At 68.4% G+C, this 18,752-nt stretch carries 15 protein-coding genes and 1 pseudogene; 7 read left to right on the top strand and 9 right to left on the bottom strand.

Features of this window, described 5'->3' with window-relative positions:
• Positions 1 to 96: 96 nt before the first annotated feature.
• The 3 genes from AQ610_RS26050 to AQ610_RS26040 all read right to left on the bottom strand — a co-directional run bounded on the left by AQ610_RS26050 (position 97) and on the right by AQ610_RS26040 (position 3,452).
• Entirely contained in the window at positions 97 to 954 is an 858-nt protein-coding gene (locus AQ610_RS26050; RefSeq protein ID WP_006027398.1) for a MerR family transcriptional regulator, read from the bottom strand.
• A 27-nt stretch (positions 955 to 981) separates the two neighbouring features.
• A complete protein-coding gene (locus AQ610_RS26045; RefSeq protein WP_006027397.1) occupies positions 982 to 1,551 on the bottom strand; it encodes a GNAT family N-acetyltransferase in 570 nt (189 codons plus the stop codon).
• 386 nt (positions 1,552 to 1,937) lie between these two features.
• Entirely contained in the window at positions 1,938 to 3,452 is a 1,515-nt protein-coding gene (locus tag AQ610_RS26040) for an MDR family MFS transporter (protein WP_006027396.1), read from the bottom strand.
• Between the two features lie 239 nt (positions 3,453 to 3,691).
• Between AQ610_RS26040 and AQ610_RS26035 the strand changes: the two genes are divergently transcribed.
• Positions 3,692 to 5,245, top strand: a complete 1,554-nt coding sequence (locus tag AQ610_RS26035) for a methyl-accepting chemotaxis protein (RefSeq protein ID WP_006027395.1) — start codon at positions 3,692 to 3,694, stop codon at positions 5,243 to 5,245.
• 85 nt (positions 5,246 to 5,330) lie between these two features.
• Here the strand turns inward: AQ610_RS26035 and AQ610_RS26030 are convergent, their stop codons facing one another.
• On the bottom strand, positions 5,331 to 6,995 hold the full coding sequence (locus AQ610_RS26030; protein ID WP_006027394.1) for an ATP-binding domain-containing protein: 1,665 nt from the start codon (positions 6,993 to 6,995) through the stop codon (positions 5,331 to 5,333).
• A 134-nt stretch (positions 6,996 to 7,129) separates the two neighbouring features.
• A complete protein-coding gene (locus AQ610_RS26025) occupies positions 7,130 to 7,984 on the bottom strand; it encodes a helix-turn-helix domain-containing protein (protein ID WP_006027393.1) in 855 nt (284 codons plus the stop codon).
• A 232-nt stretch (positions 7,985 to 8,216) separates the two neighbouring features.
• Here AQ610_RS26025 and AQ610_RS26020 point away from each other — a divergent pair, with 232 nt between their 5' ends.
• Positions 8,217 to 9,545, top strand: a complete 1,329-nt coding sequence (locus AQ610_RS26020) for an NAD(P)/FAD-dependent oxidoreductase (protein WP_006027392.1) — start codon at positions 8,217 to 8,219, stop codon at positions 9,543 to 9,545.
• Positions 9,546 to 9,655: 110 nt separating this feature from the next.
• Entirely contained in the window at positions 9,656 to 10,765 is a 1,110-nt protein-coding gene (locus AQ610_RS26015; RefSeq protein ID WP_006027391.1) for a potassium channel family protein, read from the top strand.
• Between the two features lie 38 nt (positions 10,766 to 10,803).
• Here the strand turns inward: AQ610_RS26015 and AQ610_RS26010 are convergent, their stop codons facing one another.
• On the bottom strand, positions 10,804 to 11,694 hold the full coding sequence (locus AQ610_RS26010; RefSeq protein ID WP_043282766.1) for an alpha/beta fold hydrolase: 891 nt from the start codon (positions 11,692 to 11,694) through the stop codon (positions 10,804 to 10,806).
• Between the two features lie 428 nt (positions 11,695 to 12,122).
• Between AQ610_RS26010 and AQ610_RS26005 the strand changes: the two genes are divergently transcribed.
• The 3 genes from AQ610_RS26005 to AQ610_RS25995 all read left to right on the top strand — a co-directional run bounded on the left by AQ610_RS26005 (position 12,123) and on the right by AQ610_RS25995 (position 15,033).
• The gene (locus AQ610_RS26005) at positions 12,123 to 13,142 is read left to right on the top strand and encodes an IS110 family RNA-guided transposase (RefSeq protein WP_043283430.1); all 1,020 of its coding nucleotides are present in this window, start codon (positions 12,123 to 12,125) and stop codon (positions 13,140 to 13,142) included.
• Between the two features lie 285 nt (positions 13,143 to 13,427).
• A complete protein-coding gene (locus AQ610_RS26000; protein WP_006027388.1) occupies positions 13,428 to 13,826 on the top strand; it encodes a carboxymuconolactone decarboxylase family protein in 399 nt (132 codons plus the stop codon).
• Positions 13,827 to 14,061: 235 nt separating this feature from the next.
• Positions 14,062 to 15,033 carry a delta(1)-pyrroline-2-carboxylate reductase family protein gene (locus AQ610_RS25995; protein ID WP_006027387.1) on the top strand — a complete coding sequence of 324 codons (972 nt, stop codon included), beginning with the start codon at positions 14,062 to 14,064 and terminating at the stop codon, positions 15,031 to 15,033.
• Here the strand turns inward: AQ610_RS25995 and AQ610_RS25990 are convergent.
• The 3 genes and pseudogenes from AQ610_RS25990 to AQ610_RS37670 form a co-directional block, all read right to left on the bottom strand.
• Positions 15,026 to 15,871, bottom strand: a complete 846-nt coding sequence (locus AQ610_RS25990) for an alpha/beta hydrolase (protein ID WP_006027386.1) — start codon at positions 15,869 to 15,871, stop codon at positions 15,026 to 15,028. The genes AQ610_RS25995 and AQ610_RS25990 overlap by 8 nt on opposite strands.
• Before the next feature lie 64 nt (positions 15,872 to 15,935).
• Positions 15,936 to 17,093 carry an OpgC domain-containing protein gene (locus AQ610_RS25985; RefSeq protein ID WP_009914871.1) on the bottom strand — a complete coding sequence of 386 codons (1,158 nt, stop codon included), beginning with the start codon at positions 17,091 to 17,093 and terminating at the stop codon, positions 15,936 to 15,938.
• Between the two features lie 171 nt (positions 17,094 to 17,264).
• Positions 17,265 to 17,497, bottom strand: a pseudogene (locus tag AQ610_RS37670) (hypothetical protein).
• Positions 17,498 to 17,515: 18 nt separating this feature from the next.
• On the opposite strand from AQ610_RS37670, the gene AQ610_RS25980 reads away from it, so the two are divergent.
• Positions 17,516 to 18,670: a porin gene (locus AQ610_RS25980; protein WP_006027384.1), complete on the top strand. Its 1,155-nt coding sequence runs from the start codon at positions 17,516 to 17,518 to the stop codon at positions 18,668 to 18,670.
• The last annotated feature ends 82 nt before the right edge of the window (positions 18,671 to 18,752 follow it).

Raw genomic sequence — 18,752 nt, 5'->3', positions numbered from 1 at the left:
CGGGCGGCGCGCATGCCGCCCGAGTCGGGAAATCGTCGCACGGGCAGGCGCCCCCGCGAACCAAGCATTGCCGATATCAATATGACGCGCGTGCGCCTAACGTTTCTTCGGCGCGTCCTTCGCCGCGGTTCGTTCGAGCTCGGGTTCGTCGTCGCGCGCGGCCTGCGAGCTCAGCTTCTTGTCGAGGATCGTCGCGACGCGGCCGCCCAGGTATGCGCTCGACGCCGCTTCGAGCGCCCGGTTCATCTCGCCTTCGACGAATACGGACGACAGCGGGCGCAGCCGCCAGATCGCATCGACGAGCGCCGGCACGTCGGTCGGCGGCGGCAGCGAGCCTTCGTCGTAGCGATCGAGGCGGCGCACGACGAGCTCGACGAGCACGCGTGCGATCGCATCGAAATACGGCCGCGTGATGCCGATCGCGTCGAGCAGCTCGCGCGCCGGAATGCCCTCGCGGACCATCGCGGCCGCGGCTTCGATGAGCGCCGGGCTTTTCGCGACGAACGACACGCCGCGCCGCTCGAGCAGGCCGAGCTCCGCGACGCGCCCGAGCGACGCGGGCGTCTGCGGGCCGAACATCTGGATGAGCTGCGCGAGCGAGAAGGTTTGCGGGCGCTCGTTCGACCAGCGGCCGCCGATCGCGTTTTCGAGCCCGAGGATCGAGCGCAGGTCGTGGCCGTCGTCGATCGCCTTGATCAGATCCTGAATGTTCGACAGCGTGTAGCCGCGTGCGAGCAGGTGGTTGATGACCTTCAGGCGGGCGACGTGCGTGTCGTCGTAGATGCCGACGCGGCCGCGCTTGCGCGGCGGCGCGAGCAGGCCGCGATCCTGGTATGCGCGTACGTTGCGCACCGTCGTGTCCGACACGCGCGCGAGCTCGTCGACCGTATATTCGTTCAACGTCGATGCGTCCGGGGCGGCGTCGGCGGGAGTAGTTGAGTTCGATTTCGGCATGCGACGATTTTAGCGCGACCGCGCGCTTCAGTGCGAAGCGTCGGTGTCCGATGGGGGCTTCTGCGCGCCGTGTCCGAGCACACGCTGCATCAGCGCTGTGTCGATCCAGCGGCCGTGCTTGAAGCCCACGCCGCGCAGCGTGCCGACCGGCTCGAAGCCAAGCGCGCGATGCAACGACGTCGAGCCGCCGCGCCCGCCGTCCGCGATCACAGCGATCATCTGCCGCCACGGCCCCGCCTCGCAGCGCGCGATCAGCGCGCCGAGCAGCACGCGGCCGATGCCGCGCCCTCGACATGCGTCGCTCACGTAGATCGAATCCTCAAGCGCATAGCGGTACGCGCTGCGCGGCCGGTACGGCGTCGCGTACGCGTAGCCCGCGACGACGCCGTCCAGCTCGGCGACGAGATACGGCAGGCCGTGCCGCAGCACCGCTTCGCGCCGCGCGCGCAGATCGGCGACGGACGGCGGCGTCTCCTCGAACGACGCGACGCCCGTCAGCACGTGATGCGCATAGATCGCCTGGATCGCTTCGAGATCGTCTTCGGTGGCGTCGCGGACGATGGCGGAGCAATGGGCGGGGGCGTCGGCGGTTTTCATCGCAAAAACAGGGTGGAATGGTGAAATCGCTACTATGCGCGCATTCGAAAATGTCCGCAAAGCGCGAAGCCTGCCGTAGAGAAATGAACAATCAAAAACACGATGGACAAACAATATGCCGGGCCGGCCGAATCTCGAAAGAAAGCCGACGCGCGACGCGAAGCGGGCGCGCGACGGCGTCGCAACCGGCCGGGTTGCAATGGATGCGGCGTCAGACAATTCGGTGCAACTCGATCAGCCACTTGCGTCGCAACCTCGATTGCAGGACGCGATCGATATGGCGCGGTCGAAGGCGGCGTCGCCCGCTTCCGAGCCTGCCCCGGCGTGCGCATGCCCAAGCGGGGCGCGGAAGTGGTCGATCGGATCACCGCGCGCGGCGGCCCCGATCAGCCGCGTTTCCTGAGCGGCGCGTCTTTGACGAACCACGCGAGCGCGAATGCGATCGCGATCACCGCCGCCGCGCACAGATACACCGTGTGCAGCGAACTCGCGAACGCGTGCAGATACGCGTCGCGCACCGCGTCCGGCAACTGGCGCACGGCCGCGGGCCCGAGCGACGGCGGCAGCTCCGTGTCGGGCGGCAGCGCCGCGTCGAGCCGCGCATGCAGCCCGTTCGAGAACAGCGCGCCGAACGCGGCGACGCCGAGCGAGCCGCCGATCGAGCGAAAGAGGGTCGCGCCGGACGTCGCGACGCCGAGATGCCGGAATTCGACGGTGTTCTGCACCGCGAGCACGATGACGGGCATCACCATGCCGAGCCCGCCGCCGAGGAGCGCCATGTACAGGTACATCGCGCGCAGCGGCGTGTCGAGCGACAGTGTCGCGAGGAGCAGCATCGCCGCGGCGGCGATGAAGGTGCCCGCGATCGGAAAGAAGCGGTACTTGCCGAGCTTCGTGATGAGGCGGCCGCTGCCGATCGACGTCGCGAGCAAGCCGCCCATCATCGGCAGCACCTGCATGCCGGCTTCCGACGGCGTCGAGCCCTTGACGACCTGCAGATAGAGCGGCAGGAACGTGACCGAGCCGAACAGCGCGAGCCCGACGACGAAGCCGATCAGGCCGCACAGCACGAAGGTCCGGTGGCGGAACAGCTCGAGCGGCATGATCGGCTCGGCGGCGAGGCGTTCCTCGTAGACGAAGCCGGCGGTCGCGACGAGGCCGAGCGCGAGCGTGAACCACAACTGCGGCGACGACCACGGCAGGATCGTGCCGCCCTGGCTCGTGAACAACACGACGCAGGTGAGCGCCGTGGCGAGGAACGCGGCGCCCGCATAGTCGATCCGGCGCCGCACGTGTGCGGTGTGCGGCTTGAAGGTCCCGCCGATCACCACGAACGCGAGCGCGCCGAGCGGCAGGTTGATGTAGAAGATCCAGCGCCACGACAGATGCTGGACGAGAAACCCGCCGAGGAGCGGCCCGATCACCGTCGCGATTCCGTACACGCCGCCGAACAGCCCTTGATAGCGGCCGCGCTCGTCGGGCGGAATCAGGTCGGCGATCGCCGCCATCGTGACGACCATCAGCCCGCCGCCGCCGAGCCCCTGCAGCGCGCGCAGCACGATCAGTTGCGTCATGTCCTGCGCGAGCCCGCACAGCGCCGAGCCGACGACGAACAGCACGATCGCCGCCTGCAGCACGGTCTTGCGCCCGTACAGGTCGCCGAGCTTGCCGTACAGCGGCAGCACGACGGTCGACGACAGCAGGTACGCGGTGACGACCCAGGACAGCTTCTCGAGGCCGCCCAGGTCGCCGACGATGGTCGGCAGCGCGGTCGACACGATCGTCTGGTCGAGCGCGGACAACAGCAGCACGAGCAGCAGCGCGGCGATCGTGAGCCGCACGGACGCGGCCGGTCGGCCGGCATCGGCGTGGACGGGCGGCGCGGAGGAGTCGGTGGACATGGGGAGCCGTGTGGTCGTATGGAAGCAGACGGAATGTAGAAACATCTGATTGACTAGTCAATCTCTGCTTCGTCACAAGGGTTTCCATTGATTACCGGCCGGCGACGGCCGCATCCGGCCGCCTGGCCCCGCGGCATGTCGTCGCATCGCTTGAGGCGTCTCAAGTTTTCGAAAGCCGGGCCGTAATACCGGCGACTGTCCCCCAAACCGGCGGCTACCACTTGCGATTCTTCCTGGTCATGAATGCCTTTTTCTCCCGCTTCTCGATTCGCACCCGGATCTTCTCGACGCTCGGTCTCGTCGCCGCGCTGTTGACGATCACGGGCGTGATCGGCTTCTTCAGCATGCAGAACTCGAACGCCGCGCTCGGCGACGCGTACACGCGGCAGCTCGCGGCGAAGACGGCGCTCGCGTCGGCGAGCCTCAATCTCGCGATCACGCGCACGACGCTCGATCGCGTGATCCTGCATCCGGAGGTGCCCGACGCCGCGAACACGCTCGCGAAGGCGGAGCAGTATCTGGCCGCGTCGGACCGCGGCTGGCGCGACTATGACGCGCTGCCGCGCAGCGACGACGAAAAGACGCTCGCCGCGCAGGCGAACGCGGCGCGCCGCGCGCTCGTCGACGAGGCGCTCAAGCCGTTGATCGACGCGCTGAAGGCCGGCCGGCACGACGAAGCCGACCGCCTGATGATGACGGTCGCGCCGCCGCTGTCGGTTGCGTGGACGAAGGCGACGGCCGCGCTCGACGACGCGCGCGCCGCGTACGGCAAGGCCGCGTACGACGACGCCGAGCAAATGTACGGCTGGCTGCGGCTCATGCTCGGCGGGCTGATCGCGTTCGGCCTCGCCGCGTGCCTTGGCTGCGCGATCGGCCTGCACTTCGCGATCACGCAGCCGCTCGTGCGGATCCTCGGGCACCTGCGCCGCCTGTCGGACGGCGATCTGACGGGCGAGCTGCGCTGGACGTCGCACGACGAAATGGCCGAGCTCGTCAAGGGCCTCACGACGATGCAGCGCAGCCTGTCGGACACCGTGCGCAAGGTGACGAACGGCTCCGAATCGATCGCCACCGCGACGCGCCAGATCGCGGCCGGCAACACCGATCTGTCGCAGCGCACCGAGGAGCAGGCGGCCGCGCTGCAGCAGACGGCGGCGAGCATGGAGCAATTGACCGCGACGGTGAAGCAGAACGCGGACAACGCGCGCGAAGCGCAGAACTGCGCGGACAGCGCGACCGACATCGCGACGAAGGGCGCGACGGTCGTCGGCGAGGTGGTCGGCACGATGGCCGAGATCGACCAGAGCTCGCAGAAGGTGGCCGACATCATCGGCACGATCGAAGGGATCGCGTTCCAGACCAACATCCTCGCGCTGAACGCGGCCGTCGAGGCCGCGCGCGCGGGCGAGCAGGGCCGCGGCTTCGCGGTCGTCGCGGGCGAGGTGCGCACGCTCGCGCAGCGCTCCGCGTCGGCGGCCAAGGAGATCAAGGCGCTGATCGGCGAATCGGTCGAGCGGGTCGCGACGGGCTCGCGTCTCGTCGGCTCGGCGGGCGACACGATGCAGGAGATCCAGCGCGCGATCGCGCGCGTGACCGGCATCATGACCGAGATCTCGGCCGCGTCGAACGAGCAGCGCGACGGCATCGAGCAGGTCAACCGCGCCGTCTCGCAGATGGATCAGGTGTCGCAGCAAAACGCGGCGCTCGTCGAGCAGGCCGCCGCCGCCGCCGCGTCGCTCGAGGAGCAGGCGGACGGGCTGCGGCACACGGTCGGCGCGTTCCGCGTCGTCTGACGGGCGCGTTGCCCGATCGCTTCGTGCGGCGGGTCCGTGTTGCCCGCCCGACGCGATTTGCCGCGATCCGCCGCGACCGTTCCCGTCAGGCGGAAGGCGCGATCCGCTGCGCCGCGCGCCGCGCCGCGACGACGATCAGCTTCATCGTCGCGCGCGTCGCGCCGACGAACAGCTTGCGCGCCGCCCGCTCGTCGAACGCGTCGAAGTCGACTTCGGTCAGGATCACGCATGGCGCCGCCTGCCCCTTGAATCGATAGATCGAGTCGAGCAGCACGTCGCCTTCCCGGTATTCCGGATTCCCGAACAGATCGTATTTGCCGGTGAAGCTCTTCACGCGGTGCGGGCCGAGCTGGTCGAGCGCGGCGAGCGCCGAGCCCTCGCGCCCCCTGAACGACAGCACCGCGATGTCCTGCTTGCGAAAGCCGAGCGCGAGCGCGTGCGTGATCGCGCGCTTCGTTGCGTCGATGCACGCTTGCGCGGCCGATTCCGCGTCCGCCGCGTCGTACGCGGAAATCGAGATATCCGATCCGCCGAACGGGCTGCCCGACGCGAGTTCGGCCGCGAGCGGCTCGACGCTGCCGACGACGTCGCGCACGTAGTCGAGGATGTCGCGCGGGCTGCGGTAGTTGGTCGTCTCCTTGAGCGTCACCCAGCCGGGCAGCGGCACGCTGTCGCGCATGTAGAGGTTCTGCAGCGGGTCCTCGAGCCACCACCATGCGCCGTCAGGCGCGACGAGCCGCTCGAGCGCGCCCGCCCACGACGGCTGGAAGTCCTGGCCTTCGTCGACGATCAGCGTATCGAACCGCCAGCGCTCGGCGATCGGCGTTTGCGCGAAGCGCGCCTCGAGCTGCGCGAACGCGTCGTGCGCGCCGAAGTCGGGGGCGTGGCCGCCGTCGCGCGCGATCCAGTCGCAGAGCTGATGGTAGTTCGCGATCGTCGCGCCCGCGGGCGCGATACGCGCGACGTGGTCGGCGAGCGGCCGGTTGAAGCACACGTACAGCACGCGCTTGCCGGCCGAGATCGCGTCGCGCATCGCCTGCACCGCGAGCTGCGTCTTGCCGGAGCCCGCGGTCGCGATCACGCGCAGCCGGAACGGCGCGAACGCGAGCCGGCGCGCCCACGCGGCGAGGCCGCCCGCGAGCCGCGTGACGAGCGTGTCCGCCTGGCCGACGAGCGCGCTCGTGTCCGGCGTGAGCGACAGCTCGTCCGCGAGGAAATGGTGGATCTTCGCCGCGCTCGGAAAGGGCGGCTCGTCGGCGGGCAGCGCGTCGACGATGCGCGCGGCGAGCTCGTGCCTGCGCGTCGCGTCGACGATCCGCGCGGGCGCGACGCCCGCGATCGCGGGATTCCTGATCGTGTAGTCCGGGCAGTACAGCAGTTCCTCGACGCCGTAAGCACCCGCGCCGAGCGCGGCGGTGAGCCGGCGATGCAGGTTTTCGAGCGTGCGCGCGAGCTGGATCGACACGTTGCGCTCGGTCTGCAGATAGACCTTGACGAGCCCCTTCGGCGTCTCGCGCAGGAAGCCCGCCTTCTGCTCGATCACGAGCACGCGCCCGGCCGGGCTCACGATCACGAAGTCGGCTTCGCCGAATACCGAGAAGTTCTGGTCCGCGCGCGTCCAGTGCACGCCGTGATAGACGGTGTACGCGTCGGGCAGTGTCCGCTCCAGCGTCGCGAGCGTTTCGCGCTCGCGCTCGGCCGCGCCCGTGGCGGCGAGGTTCATCCAGTCGTCGGGAATGATGCGGGCCATGTCGGGTCCTGGCAGGGCGTGCGTTGGGCAAGGGTCGCCGTATTGTACGCAGGCGCGTGCGGGACGGGGCGCGCGGCGAAGGCGCGGCATGCCCGACATCCGCGGGCCGGCGCGCATGCCGCGCGCTTTCGCCGTCACGCGCGCGACAGACGCTTCGCGAGATCGGCGCTCAGGATCGCCATGCGGGCGGGTTTCTCGTAGCAGACGACGTCGTAGACGCGGATCACTTCGCTGATCTCGGCTTCGCTCGCGCGGCCCGTCAGCAGGTCGCCCGTCAGCACGAAGATCGGCGCGCCCGGATTGTCGGACGCGCGCACGGCCTGGATCGCGTCGGCGGCGTTGCGGCCGTCGAACATCCACTCGGTGACCACCGCGTCGAATGCCTGGCCCTGCAGCGCATCGGCGAACGCGTCGACGCTGCCAAAGCGCGCCGTCACGAAGCCCTGCTCGTCGAGATAGCGGCAGACTTCGTCGGCGCTCACGCTGTCGGCGTCGATCACGGCGACGAGCAGCCTGTCGCTTTCCGCGCGGCGCGGATAGATCTCGATCTTGTGAACGTCGTACGCGTTCTGGTAGAGCACGCCCGTGTGGCGCAGCACGCGCCAGCGGCCCTGCTGTTCGTATGCGACGAACTCGGGGCGCGCGCCGGCGTCGAGGAGCCCGCCGATCCATGCGGTGCACGCAATCTCGGCGATGCCCGCATACAGCACCGCGTCGCGCGCGCATGCGCCGACCATGCCGGGATCGAGCGCCTGCGCGCCGAACAGTTGCGCGGCGGGCTCGCCATACGCTTCGGCGACTTTCTTGATTTGCGCGAGCGTCCAGGGACTGCTGCCGCGCAGCTTGCGATGCCCTTGCGAAAAGCTCAGGTCGAGAATTCGGCAGAGCTCGGTCGTCTGCTGACGCTTGCCGATGCCGTGGCGGGTCATCAGCTCGCGCACGCGCTCGGCGACCGCAAGGGAATCCGTGGTGATTGCTTCGTTGGTCATGCTGCGGGAACGGCTCGGATCGAATGATTCAGAACGGAGCGCCTGATGGCGCACGGTACGGCATCATCGGATGCCGTCGGATGAAGCGAGCCGACCGGCCACGCATGGAAAGATAACTTTACCGCAAAACAAAGTTCGTCCTGCGCACTAGTGTGCGTTTTTCTGTGAAAGGTGTTTCTTGAGGTTACTGTGACGGGTTTTCGCCGATGGCGTTTTCGTCGAAACTTCCGACATGACCACGACCTATCCGCTTTACAAGACGCTCGCGCGCGCCGACGAGCCGTTTCCCGCCCAGGCCGACGTCGTCATCGCCGGCGCGGGCATCATGGGCTGCGCGGCCGCCTATTATCTCGGGTTGCGCGGGATAAAGGCGGCCGTGTTCGACAAATCCCGCATCGCGGGGCAGCAGTCGGCGCGCGCATGGGGCTTCGTGCGCCAGCAGGGCCGCGAAGCCGCCGAAGTGCCGCTGATGATGGCCGGCATGCGCCTGTGGGAGGGGCTCGAGCGCGAGCTCGGCGCCGATCTGGAATGGCGGCAGGGCGGCTGTCTCTATATCGCCGACAACGACGACGATTGGGCGTCGTTCCAGCAATGGACGGATGTCGCGCGCGCGCACGGGCTCGATACGCGCACGCTCGCGCGCGCCGAGATCGATGCGCACGTGAGCGGCCTCGCCGCGCCCGCGCTCGGCGGCCTCTACACGGCGAGCGACGGCCAGGCCGAGCCGCGCCGCGTCGCCGCGGCGTTCGCCGCGCGCGCGATCGAAGCCGGCGCGCGTTTCGTCGAAGGCTGCGGTGTGACCGCGATCGACATGTCGGGCGGCGCGGTGTCGGGCGTCGTCACCGAGCGCGGCGTCGTGAAGGCGCGGCGCGTGATCTGCGCGGCCGGCGCGACGAGCTTTCGTCTGCTCGACGGCGTCGGCATCCGGCTGCCCCAGCACGCGGTGCGCGGCACCTGCATGCGCACGAACGCGCTGCCCGCCGTGTCCGTGTCGACGATCTGGGGGCACGGCCTCGGCATCCGGCAGCGCGCGAGCGGCGCGATCAATCTCGCGGACGACATGCAGGTGGACGTCGACGTCACGCTCGGCCATCTGCGTGGGCTGAGCCTGTTCCTGCCCGAGCTGTGGGCGCAGCGCGAAAAATTCCGCTTTCGTCTGAACGGCGCGGCGTGGCGCGATCTGAAGGCGCGCATCGCGGGCGGCGTATCGGCGATCGAGCCGCGCGATCCGAATCCGCAGCCGAATCCCGCGCATGCGCCGCGCGCGCTCGCGAAGCTGAAGGCGATTTTCCCGGCGCTGCGCGATGCGCAGATCGTCGAGGCGTGGGCGGGCCTGATCGACGTGCTGCCCGACGGCATTCCGGTCATCGATGCGCCGCGCGCGCCGGACGGGCTCGCGATCGCGACCGGGTTCTGCGGGCACGGCTTCGCGATGGGGCCGATTGTCGGCCGCCTGCTCGCCGAGTGGGTCGACACCGGCGCGACGTCGCTCGATCTGTCCGCGTTTCGCGCGGCGCGCTTCGTCAACGGGACGATGCGGCGGCCGGCGAGCATGCTGTAGCGTCGATGTCCGCTCAAGACGATGACGGCGGCGCCGGCGGCCGCGGCTTTCGCCGCGCGCGGCGCCGTCTCGCGGCGTAAAATCGCGACGCCCGGTTCTGGAGAAAAGCATTGGCTTCGCCATCCGAATACCGCAAGTCGCTGCGATTTCGCCTGCGTCGCGCGCGCACGCCGTGGAAGGCGCCGCGCCCGCGCACGCTGTTCACGCGGCCCGCCGCGTCGCCGCTGCGCACGCTGACGTTTCGCCTCGCGCTCGTCGTCGGCCTGTGCGTGCTCGCGTTCCTCGTGCTGTATCTCGATCGCGACGGCCTGCGCGATTCGACGAAGAGCGCGCCGATGAGCATCGCCGATCTCGTCTATTTCACGATGGTGACGGTCGCGACGGTCGGCTACGGCGACATCGTGCCCGTCACCGCGCGCGCGCGTCTCATCGACGCGTTCTTCATCGTGCCGATCCGCATTGGCATCTGGTTCATCTTTCTCGGCACCGCTTATCAATTCGTGATTCAACGAGTCATCGAGGAGTACCGCATGAAGCGCCTGCAAAAGAATCTGCGCGATCACGTCGTGATTTGCGGCTACGGGCTGAGCGGCTCGATCGCCGTGCGCGAGCTGCTCGAAAGCGGCGTCGATCCGGCGACGCTGATCGTCATCGATTCGCAGGAGCAGGCGCTCGAGGCGGCCGCCGCGCTCGGCGTGACGGGCCTTTGCGGCGACCCCGCGCACGAGGATCTGCTGCAGCAGGCGCAGGTGCGCAGCGCGAAGGCGGTCATCATCTCGGTCACCGACGATCCGACCGCGATCCTGCTTACGCTGTCGGTGCGCAGCATCGCGCCCGATACGAAGATCGTCGTTCGGATCCAGGAGAACCTGTATCAGCGGCAACTGCGGCAGGCGGGTGCCGACGTGATCGTGTCGTCGACGAAGATCGGCGCGCTGTTGCTCGCCGACGCGGTCGAGAGCCGCTACATCGTGCCGTTCGTCAACGACATGCTGTCCACGCGCGGCCGCGCGACCCTCGTCGAGCGGCCGGCCGCCGCGCACGAAATCGGCTGCATGTCGAACGCGGTGACGGGCGCGCTTGTCGTCGGGCTCGATCGCGGCGGCAAGATCCTGTCGTTTTACGAAGATCCGCCGTGCCGGATCGAGGCGGGCGATACGCTCGTCGTGATCCAGTCGACGCGCGCGATGGAGCGCGCGGGCATCGAGCTCGCGGACTGAGCGCGGCGCGGCGGGCCGACGCGCCGGCCACGCGCCGCTCAGTTCGCCGCCGCGCCGGCAAGGGGCGCCGGCGCTGTGCCCGGCTTCACCGCGACCGATTCGCGCACGAGCGCGGCGAGCCGCTCGGCGTCGTGCTCGGGGACCCAGTGCGTCGCGTGCGGCAGCACTTCGAGCCGGTACGGCCCGCTCACGAAATCGCGCGCGAGCTCGGCGCCCCGCCGCGACAGCGCCGCATCCCGCGCGCCCCAGACGTGCAGAACGGGCACGGGCACCTTGCGGGTCAGATAGCCGGGCGGCGTCAGCGCGATTGCGCGATACCAGTTGAGCGACATCGTCAGCGCGCCCGTGTCGACGATGTCGGCATAGACGGCTTCCACCTCGTCGCGCGTCATGCCCGTGCCCGTCAGCATTTTCTCGAACAGCCCGCGGCAGCGCGTGACGAACAGCTCCGGCAGCTTCGGCAACTGGAAGAGGCCCATGTAATACGAGCGGAACAACTGGTCGCTGCTGAGCATCGAGCGCATGAACGCGCCCGAGTGCGGCACCGACACCGTCGTCAGCGTGCGCACCGCGGCGGGATGCCGGCCCGCGAGCGCCCACGCGACGGCCGCGCCCCAGTCGTGCCCGACGACGTGGACCGGGCCGCCGCCGAGCCGCTCGATCAGCGCGACGACGTCGCCGACGAGATGCGGCATCCGGTACGCGGCGACGCGGCGCGGGCGGGCGAGCGGCGAGTAGCCGCGCTGGTTCGGCGCGATGGTTCGATAGCCGTCGGCGTTCAGCAGGGCCGCGACGCGCGTCCAGCACTTCGCCGTCTGCGGCCAGCCGTGCAGCAGCACGATGATCTCGCCGTCGGCCGGGCCCGTATCGACGACGTCGAAAGTCAATCCTTCGTGACTGAACGAACTCACGCGGCGCGCATCATCCATGATCGGATCTCCTGATTTTTGACGTCGATATCGTGTGACCGGCGTGCGCACAGCGCGCACGGCGTCGGAAAAGTCTAGTGGGCGGTTGCCGGTTTGCCTATTGGATATTCGTGATGTGATTCATTGACGATCCGGAAATTGCGGGCCGCACGCGCGACGGCGCTCCAGCCGACGCGCACGGCGATGCCCGCGGCAATTGGGGGAAAACCTCGAGCGCGCGGCGTCGGCACGGGGATCGACGCCGTGCAGCATCCGAGCCGACCCGGAATCCACTACGATCCTCTTTTCAATTTCAGGACAGGAGAATGAAATGAACGCGTCCCATCCGCGCACGTGAGAGCAAGAGAGGGGTGGATCCTCACGGGCCAACGGCATCGATGTGCCCAGGTGGAAAATGCACGCATTTCCCGGCAACCGGAGGATCCACGATGAACAGTATGGCAGTGGGCGTCGATATCGCCAAGAACGTATTCCAGGTGCATTACGTTGATCAGGCAAGCGGCGAGATTGTGAACAAGGCGATCAAGCGAGCGAAGTTCCTGGAGCACTTCGTGAATCGTGATCGGTGCGTAATTGGGATGGAGGCGTGTGGCGGTGCGCACCACTGGGCCCGAGCGCTAAAGCAGATGGGTCATGAGGTCAGGCTGATGCCGGCGGAGTTCGTGAAGGCGTTCAACATCCGTAACAAGAACGATGCGGCAGACGCGAGAGCGATATGGCTGGCAGTGCAGCAGCCGGGCAAGCCGATAGCGGTGAAGACGGAAATGCAGCAGGCGATGTTGGCGCTGCATCGGATGCGCGAGCAGTTGGTGAAGTTCCGCACGATGCAGATCAACGGGCTGCGTGGATTGCTGACGGAATACGGCGAAGTGATGAGCAAGGGCCGGGCGGCACTGGACAAGGAGATACCGGCGGCGCTTAGCCGGATCGCGGAGCGTCTGCCAGCGGCACTGATCGAAACGCTGCGCGAGCAGTGGAGCGGGTTGGCGAGACTGGACGAGCAGGTTGCCGAGATCGAGCGTCGGATGCGCGAATGGAAGAAGGAAGACCGGGCGGTGCAGGCGATCAGCGAGATTCCTGGCGTGGGGTTGCTGACGGCGACCGCTGCAGTGGCCATGATGGGCGATCCGAAAGCGTTCAGATCGGGGCGGGAATTTGCGGCGTGGGCGGGTTTGGTGCCCAAGCAGACAGGTTCTGGCGGCAAGGTGAATCTGCATGGAATCAGCAAGAGAGGCGACACGTATCTGCGGACGTTGCTGATTCACGGCGCACGAAGCGTACTGACGCACGCGAAGGAGCCTGGGCCGTGGGTTGAGCAGATCAAGAAGCGACGGCCGACGAATGTCGTGATCGTCGCACTGGCCAACAAGACGGCGCGAACGATCTGGGCGGTACTCGCTCATGAGCGAGCGTATCGAAAGGACTACATCAGCGTGAAACCAGTCTAATCGGTTCCTGCGAGGTAGAAGATCAACATTTACACAGGGTGAACGTCGAAAGGTTGCGCAGCAATCGAGTGTGATGACGAGCCAGGTAGGACCTGGGCCCGCCAAGCCTGAATGTCACCAAGAGCTTTGAGCTCGTTAGGAGAGTGAGGCGCGGGCCAGCGGATTTCATAGGGGCCCGCAGCGGCAATATCGACTGCATCAAGGCCGAATATAGAGCTGCAGCCCATCCTGTCTGTCGGAACACACGAGAACTGTTGCAAACGGGACGCGTTCATATAGAGCGGCATGAGCGAACGAGACCGCGAGCAAGGCAAGGCGCGCCGGACACAGGTGATGGGCGACGCGTTCGTCGAGCGCGCGATGAGCAATCTGGACGGCTTTTCGCGGCCGTTGCAGGACTGGCTGAACGAGCACGCGTGGGGCAGCACGTGGCAGCGCGGCGGCATCGACCTGAAGACGCGCAGCCTCTGCACCTGCGCGATGCTCGCCGCGCTCGGCCGCGGCCACGAGCTCAAGGGGCATGTGCGTGGCGCGCTGAACAACGGCGCGACCCTCGTCGAGATTCGCGAGGTGCTGCTGCACAGCGCGCTGTATGCGGGCGCGCCGGCGGCCGTCGAGGCGTTTCGCCACGCGCGCGAAGTAATCGACGCGCTGGGGCTCGATGTGCCTGACGACGGCGCGTGACGGCGCCGCGGCGTCGCACGGTCTCGCGGCGTCGGCCGGCCGCGCTTGCGCGGGCGGCTGAACGCTTGCGAACCGGCGTCCATCGGTGATACTGATGTCGCGACGCCCGGCGCCGCCGGCAACGCGAATGTGCAGCCGAAGCGCGGCGGCAAGGCATCGCCGGGCATCCGCCGCGCGGCCCGACCCTGGGGCCGACACGCCTTGGATTCCCACCTTGGACAAGAGGACACCCACGATGACGACAGCGGTTTTCGACGCGGCGCAGACGGCGCGCGTCACGCCTTTCGCCGAGCTGGTCGACGCGTTGCGCGCGGCGGCGCTCGATGCGGCCGCGGGCCGCATCGCGAGCCCGGCGCGGCTCGTCGTGCCGCTCAACGAAGGCGGGGTCATGCTGTCGATGCCCGCGTCGGCGCCCGATCTCGCGATCCACAAGCTCGTGACCGTATGCCCGCGCAACCGCGGCGGCGATCTGCCGACGATCCAGGGGCAGGTGAGCGTCGTCGATCCGACGACGGGCGCGCCGCTCTTCGCGCTCGACGGGCCGACCGTCACCAGCCGCCGGACGGCCGCGGTCACGCTGCTCGCGATCCGCACGTTCCTCGCCACCGCGCCGCGCGACGTGCTGCTGATCGGCGCCGGCACGCAGGCGGCGCACCACGTCGACGCGCTCGCCACGCTGTTTCCCGGCGTGCGCGTGCGCGTAAAGGCGCGCGCGGCTGCACGGGCGGCGGCGTTCTGCGAGCGTCTGCGAACGGTGCTGCCGACGCTCGAGCCGCTTAGCGGCGACGCGCTGCCCGACACGCTCGACGCAGTCATCACGTCGACGACGAGCGCGACGCCCGTGTACGACGAGGCGGCGCGGGCGGGGCGGCTCGTCGTCGGCGTCGGCGCGTTCACGCCCGACGCGGCCGAGGTCGGCGCACGGACGATCGCGGGCAGCGCGCTCTACGTCGACGATCCGGCGGGCGCGCGCCACGAGGCGGGCGACCTGATCGCCGCGGGCGTCGACTGGGCGCGCGTGCGCTCGCTCGCCGACGCGCTGCGCGCGCAGGACGAAGCGCGCGCGGCGGCGACCGTGCCCGCTTCGGCATCGGCATCGACATCGACATCGACCGGGCCGGCGCCAGGCGCCCCCGTGTTCTTCAAGAGCGTCGGCTGCGCGGCGTGGGATCTCGCCGCGTGCCGCGTCGCACGCGCATTCACTTGACGCATTCGAGCGTGTACTTGAGCGCGGGGCCGATCAGGCGGCGCCACACGTCCCATGTATGCGCGCCGTCGACGATCCGCAGCGCGGCGGGATTCTGCGCGCGCCGCAGGCTCGTGTAGAGCGCGCTCGATTCGGCCTGGATCGACAGGTCGTCGTCGCCCGCGGCGATGAACATCCGCAGCCGCAGCGGCTGCGCGAAGTAGCTGCGCCACAGCGCCGGATAATTGAGCTCGTGCCAGACCTTCGGATCGAACTGCCGGTCGCCGAACACGCCGACGTAGCGCGCGGCGGAGCTCGAGGGCGGCTCGTTCGCATAGATCGCGGGGCTCAGCAGCATCGCGCCGCAGAAGCGCTCCGGCTCGAGGAACGCGAAGCGCAGCGCGCCGTAGCCCCCCATCGACACGCCGCCGATCGCCCGTCCCGCGCGCTGGTTCGACACCGCGTAATGCGCTTCGACGTCGGGAATCAGGTCGTCGAGAAACGCGCTCTGCATCTTTTCCTTGCGATCGACGTACCAGTCGGTGCCGCCTTGCGGCATCACGATCACGACGGGCGGAATGTCGCGGCGCTCGATCAGCGCGTCGGCGGTGAGCTGCAGGCGGCCCTGCGTGATCCAGTCGTTCGCGTTGCCGGCGTTGCCGTGCAGCAGATACAGCACGGGATAGCGCGCGCCTTCCGGGTTGTAGCCGGCCGGCAGATAGACGGAGTACGACCAGTCTCGGTGCAGCGCGGGCGAGCGGAACGTGCGGGTGACGATGCTGCTGGCGGGGGCCGCGTGCGCGGCGACGGTGAGCGCGGCGGCGAGCAGCGCGACGAGAGGCGGGACGAATCGGCGCATGACGGCGTAATGGGTATGGACGCGGATATGCTAGCAGCGGCGAATGACGGCCGTATGCGGACTTTCAGCGTCTCGGGCGGCGCAGCGGCAGTCGCAATGGCAGCCGCAGCGGCCGCCGCCGCCGCGATTGCCGGACGAAGCCGGACGCCCGCGCGACGAGCGGCGCGTACAGCTTCGCGACGACATACAGCAGGCCGACCGCGGCCGCGTCGGCGACGAGGCCGAGCCGCACATCCAGATAGCCGTCCGTCGCCGTGTACAGCAGCGAATCGACGAGCAGCGAAATGCCCGTGCCGGCGACGAAGCACAGCAGGCCCTGACGGCCGATCGTGCCGATCCACGGCATCGCCCGCGCGATCCGGTGCATCCAGCCGAGATGGACGAGCTTCGCGGCGAGCCAGGCGATCGCGATGAAGTTCGCGAGCCGCAGCGCGCCGAGATTCTGCTTGATCGACGGATCGGTCGGGAACGGCTCGACGCGCAGCCGGTAGTACGCGCCCGCCGCGACGACGACGAGCGCGGCCGCGGTCGCGAACCAGCCGACCGGCCGTTTCGCGAGCACCAGGTAGATCGGCTGGCAGCGCGCGATGATGCCGAGCACGAACAGGAACTGCCACGCGAACGGATTGAAGTCCCACGGCACGCCGTCGACGGTCGGCAGATAGCCGGCGATCTTGCGCGCGGCGAGCCACGTCGCGGCGCTCGCGGCGACGAGCAGCCACCACCAGCGGCCGCGCGCGACGGGCAGCGCGAGCGGCACGAGCAGCGCGAAGAACGCGTACATCGGCAGCACCGACGCGAGATACGGCTGGCGCCTGAGCAGCAGGATGTCGCGCAGCGCGGCGAGCGGCGCGTGCATCAGCCCGTCGAGATCGTTGGTCGGCATGTTCGGCGCGTCGATCGCGAACGCGTTCAGCACCGCCGTGATGAAAAGCATCAGGCCGGCCGTGAACAGGAACGCGCGATAGATTTCAAACGCGCGTTTGATGAAGCGCTGGCGCGCGGCGGCCTCGGTGTGGCGCGCGGCGAGCGAGTTGTACGCGATCGCGGTCGCGAAGCCGCCGAGGAAGACGAACACCTCGGCCGCGTCGCACAGCGCGTACGCGTGCAGCGTGACGCGCGACAGCATGCTGCCGCCGATGTGATCGACGACGATGACGAGCAGCACGAGACCGCGGAAGAAGTCGAGCTCGGCGTAGCGTTGGGCTGGCGCGGCGTTCATGCGGCGTCGCGTGTGCGCGACGCGCGGCGGACGCGGTGCGGGGCCTGGGCGGCAAAAACGGGGACGGACAAACGGCGCATGACGAAGTGCGGCATCGCTACATGATTGGATTCAGACGACGATGGTCGCGCATTGTGCCATCGATGGCGAGGGTTACGGGTTTACGCGAAGTTACAAACGATTCTGACAAAACCCCGGTGCATCAGTTGGCAATACGCAACGGAATGTAAAAAAAGTGATGCACCAACATGGACGCTGCATTTTTTGCATGACAGTATTTCCCCCACCGCAGTAATCCCGCGATACGGACCGTAGCGACGGGATGCGCTGAAATGCCCCAGGACGGGGCGCAGAAACGCCGAACGCATCGTGGCGGCCTGGCATTCGCGAGGCCGCCGAATCAAGGTCTGGAGACATCGATAATGAAAAAGCACGTCATTTCCGCTGCCGCATTGCTCGCCTTCGCCGCGCCGGTTTTCGCCCAAAGCAGCGTCACGCTGTACGGCGTGATCGACGAGGGCTTCAACTACACGAGCAACGTGAACGTCAACGGCGTCGGCAAGAGCAACTACCAACTCGCGAGCGGCTTTGCGCAAGGCAGCCGCTGGGGCCTGCGCGGCTCGGAAGACCTGGGCGGCGGCCTGAAGGCCATCTTCACGCTGGAAAACGGCTTCGACGTGAACAACGGCCGGCTCGGCCAGGGCGGCCGGATGTTCGGCCGCCAGGCGTTCGTCGGCCTGTCGCATGCGCAATACGGTTCGCTCACGCTCGGCCGCCAGTACGATTCGGTCGTCGACTACCTCGCGCCGCTGACCGCGAACGGCAACTGGGGCGGCACGCTGTTCTCGCACCCGTTCGACAACGACAACACGGATAACTCGTTCCGTGTGAACAACACGATCAAGTACGCGAGCCCGGACTGGAACGGCCTGCAAGTCGGCGGCACGTACAGCTTCAGCAATGCGACGGGCTTCTCGAACAACCGTCAATACAGCATCGGCGCCGCGTACACGCTGGGCGGCCTGCAACTCGCGGCCGCGTATCTGCAGGCGAACAACCCGGGCAAGACCGCGGGCGGCGCGATCGCCGACAACGACGCGAACTTCACGGCCGACCGCCTGCGCATCTTCGGCGGCGGCGTCAACTACACGTTCGGCCCGGCGACGGTCGGCTTCGTCTATACGAAGACCGACGTGAAGAACCCGGTCTCGACGGCCTATCTGCCGACGGCGACGTTCGCGGGCCTCGGCCTGACCGCGACGAAGTTCCAGAACTTCGAAATCAACGGCAAGTACCAGTTGACGCCGGCGCTCTACATCGGCGCGCAGTACGTGTACACGGACGGCAAGTTCGACGCGGCCGCGGGCACCGTGAAGCCGAAGTACCACACGGTCGGGCTGATGGCGGACTACAACCTGTCGAAGCGCACCGACGTCTATCTGCAGGGCGCATACCAGAAGGTCGCGGGCGACAAGACGGGCACGATCGCGGACGGCGGCTACGTCGTCGGGACGGATGGCCCTTCGGCGTCGGCGAACCAGTTCGCGGTCCGCGCGGCGATCCGCCACAAGTTCTGATTCATCCGGCGGCACCGAACTGCGCGCGTGAGAACGCGCCGCCTCGCGGTTCGCGCCGTATTTCTGAGCCGCAAGCGAACGG

Source organism: Burkholderia humptydooensis, assembly GCF_001513745.1.
In the GTDB taxonomy this organism is placed as follows: domain Bacteria; phylum Pseudomonadota; class Gammaproteobacteria; order Burkholderiales; family Burkholderiaceae; genus Burkholderia; species Burkholderia humptydooensis.
Note: the sequence above shows the minus strand (reverse complement) of the source record. Positions and strands in the feature narration are given on the sequence as shown.

What these genes read in the sequence shown, in the direction of transcription:
- AQ610_RS26050 (WP_006027398.1), bottom strand. Translation starts at nt 954, where the DNA reads ATGCCGAAATCGAACTCAACTACTCCCGCCGACGCCGCCCCGGACGCA.
- AQ610_RS26045 (WP_006027397.1), bottom strand. Translation starts at nt 1,551, where the DNA reads ATGAAAACCGCCGACGCCCCCGCCCATTGCTCCGCCATCGTCCGCGAC.
- AQ610_RS26040 (WP_006027396.1), bottom strand. Translation starts at nt 3,452, where the DNA reads ATGTCCACCGACTCCTCCGCGCCGCCCGTCCACGCCGATGCCGGCCGA.
- AQ610_RS26035 (WP_006027395.1), top strand. Translation starts at nt 3,692, where the DNA reads ATGAATGCCTTTTTCTCCCGCTTCTCGATTCGCACCCGGATCTTCTCG.
- AQ610_RS26030 (WP_006027394.1), bottom strand. Translation starts at nt 6,995, where the DNA reads ATGGCCCGCATCATTCCCGACGACTGGATGAACCTCGCCGCCACGGGC.
- AQ610_RS26025 (WP_006027393.1), bottom strand. Translation starts at nt 7,984, where the DNA reads ATGACCAACGAAGCAATCACCACGGATTCCCTTGCGGTCGCCGAGCGC.
- AQ610_RS26020 (WP_006027392.1), top strand. Translation starts at nt 8,217, where the DNA reads ATGACCACGACCTATCCGCTTTACAAGACGCTCGCGCGCGCCGACGAG.
- AQ610_RS26010 (WP_043282766.1), bottom strand. Translation starts at nt 11,694, where the DNA reads ATGGATGATGCGCGCCGCGTGAGTTCGTTCAGTCACGAAGGATTGACT.
- AQ610_RS26005 (WP_043283430.1), top strand. Translation starts at nt 12,123, where the DNA reads ATGAACAGTATGGCAGTGGGCGTCGATATCGCCAAGAACGTATTCCAG.
- AQ610_RS26000 (WP_006027388.1), top strand. Translation starts at nt 13,428, where the DNA reads ATGAGCGAACGAGACCGCGAGCAAGGCAAGGCGCGCCGGACACAGGTG.
- AQ610_RS25995 (WP_006027387.1), top strand. Translation starts at nt 14,062, where the DNA reads ATGACGACAGCGGTTTTCGACGCGGCGCAGACGGCGCGCGTCACGCCT.
- AQ610_RS25990 (WP_006027386.1), bottom strand. Translation starts at nt 15,871, where the DNA reads ATGCGCCGATTCGTCCCGCCTCTCGTCGCGCTGCTCGCCGCCGCGCTC.
- AQ610_RS25985 (WP_009914871.1), bottom strand. Translation starts at nt 17,093, where the DNA reads ATGAACGCCGCGCCAGCCCAACGCTACGCCGAGCTCGACTTCTTCCGC.
- AQ610_RS25980 (WP_006027384.1), top strand. Translation starts at nt 17,516, where the DNA reads ATGAAAAAGCACGTCATTTCCGCTGCCGCATTGCTCGCCTTCGCCGCG.